1 protein-coding gene is annotated in these 1,878 nt (G+C 34.5%); it reads right to left on the bottom strand.

Annotated features, from left to right (window positions below; all coding sequences use genetic code 11):
• Nucleotides 1–1,555 (bottom strand): isopeptide-forming domain-containing fimbrial protein (locus HMPREF2885_RS03625; RefSeq protein WP_148131126.1); only part of this gene is annotated, 1,555 nt, incomplete at its 3' end.
• Nucleotides 1,556–1,878 lie beyond the last annotated feature (323 nt).

Below are 1,878 nucleotides of genomic sequence, written 5' to 3'. Positions count from 1 at the left end.
ACTTGAAGCTCCATGTACCTTCCGCGGTCTTAACTTCTGTTTGACTTGGTTGTGTTGGCGTTACTTGACTGCCATTAGGTAAATTCTTTTCTGTTGCTGGAAGCAAGTCTTTCACTTCTTGTGGCAACTCTTTACCTGGAGTTCCACTGACAAATTCATGGTGTTTTTCGTAAAGAAGAGCAGTGCTCACCTGATTAGAAGGAGCTGATAAGTTATCAACATGCAAGGTTACAGTATTGTTAATTTTTTCAGGTCCTTTTTCTTCCACTTTTTTGTTGGTAGCTGTTTTATAAGTGATAATAATCTCAGCGGCAGAATTTGATTTTATGTATTCAGGTGTCATTTTAACAGTAACTGTTTGACCTGACTTCTCGATCGTATAGTCACGTCCTTCTTGCAGAGTCACTCCACCTGATTCAACTTTAAGTTCTTTATAGTCCAAGCGATCATCAAAATTTTGAACCATTTCAATAGATGATGGAGCTGCTAAAAGGTCTTTACCTGGAACCGGAACTTTAAAAGTAGCCTTATAAGTTACATCCTGCCCCTCTTTAGCTGGAATCTCAGTTGGTTCCACCTCGAGAACTGGACTTGGGTCAAGCTTTTCAACATACAATCCAAATACAGCAGAACAGGTTTCCGTAGATGAATAACCAAAATTCATGCTGTTACTATTTGAACGAAGCGCTAAACCTGAAACATTGTTTTCATAGTAACTACCTCCCGTTATTTGAGTGGCAATCCATGAAGTACGGTCACTTGTTTCTTCCTGTTGCAAGACATTGGCATTGTTCATTAATCGAAGGTTCACATCATTCTTATAGTTTTTTACATAGAAAGTTTCCTTCAAATTGTTTGCATCAATTGCATCAATATCTGTTGGTTTCATGACCAATTTCAAGTCTGTTTCTGTTCCATCAGCATAACGAATTTCTGCTGTAACATCAACATCAATCCAAAACGCTTTATTCATGATGTAGTCATGATTCGCATCCACATAAGGAACATTCCCAATTTCGAAAGCACTACTTTCCCATAATTCAGAAATTGAGAAAAATTCGACAGTAGATTTTTGAGCACTATTCATTTCAGACTCTGCTTGAGCAGTATTTAGATAGTGAAGAGTTACCTTATTAAATTTTAAATAAGCATCTACTTGCTTACCGTGAACGTTACCAATATTTGTGAATTTTAGAGATAAAGGATTTTCAAAAACTTGATCTTGCTTTTTACTTTTATCTACTTTGAGAGTAAAGTTTTCCATCTCACCTGGATAAGCACCCCCACTTAGATATTCATAATGGGGATTCGATAGATGAAACTGATCAACAGACTGTGATTTAGATAAAACACTAGCATTGTTAATATTTAAATTAAACTTACGAATATCCAAGGTAGAGATATCCGTTCCATTTTTAATCTCTTCTAATGCAGCATAAGACTGAACCGGAAGAAGAAAAATAGAAAAAAGTAAAACGACCAGGCCGATATAAGCCTTTGTTTTTCTACCTAAATTAGTAGAAAACGGCACTTTCATGCCTCTTCTCCATTTCATAATTAACCTCCAAACTAAAAATGATTTGTATACAATCATTTTAAAAAGAAATGTTCACCTCATTCTAACACAAAAAGGGGGCAATTAAAAGTAGATTATAGATAAAAATTTATTATTTTGTATTTCCAGACTGTCAATTTTCGGTGAGAATAATTAAAATATCAAAATTTCAGAACAGGCGTTTACACTATGTAAATAGCCTTTTTATTGTTGAACCTATTATCACTCCATGAGTTTCATAACGTGCTCATACTACACATAAACATTAATATATTTAATTTTTTATAAAAAAGAACCCAAGAATAAATTCTGGGTTCTTTTTA

Origin of the sequence: Streptococcus sp. HMSC062H02 (genome assembly GCF_001813005.1) — a bacterium.
Classification (GTDB): Bacteria; Bacillota; Bacilli; order Lactobacillales; family Streptococcaceae; genus Streptococcus; species Streptococcus oralis_S.
This window is presented reverse-complemented; position numbering and strand designations above follow the sequence as displayed.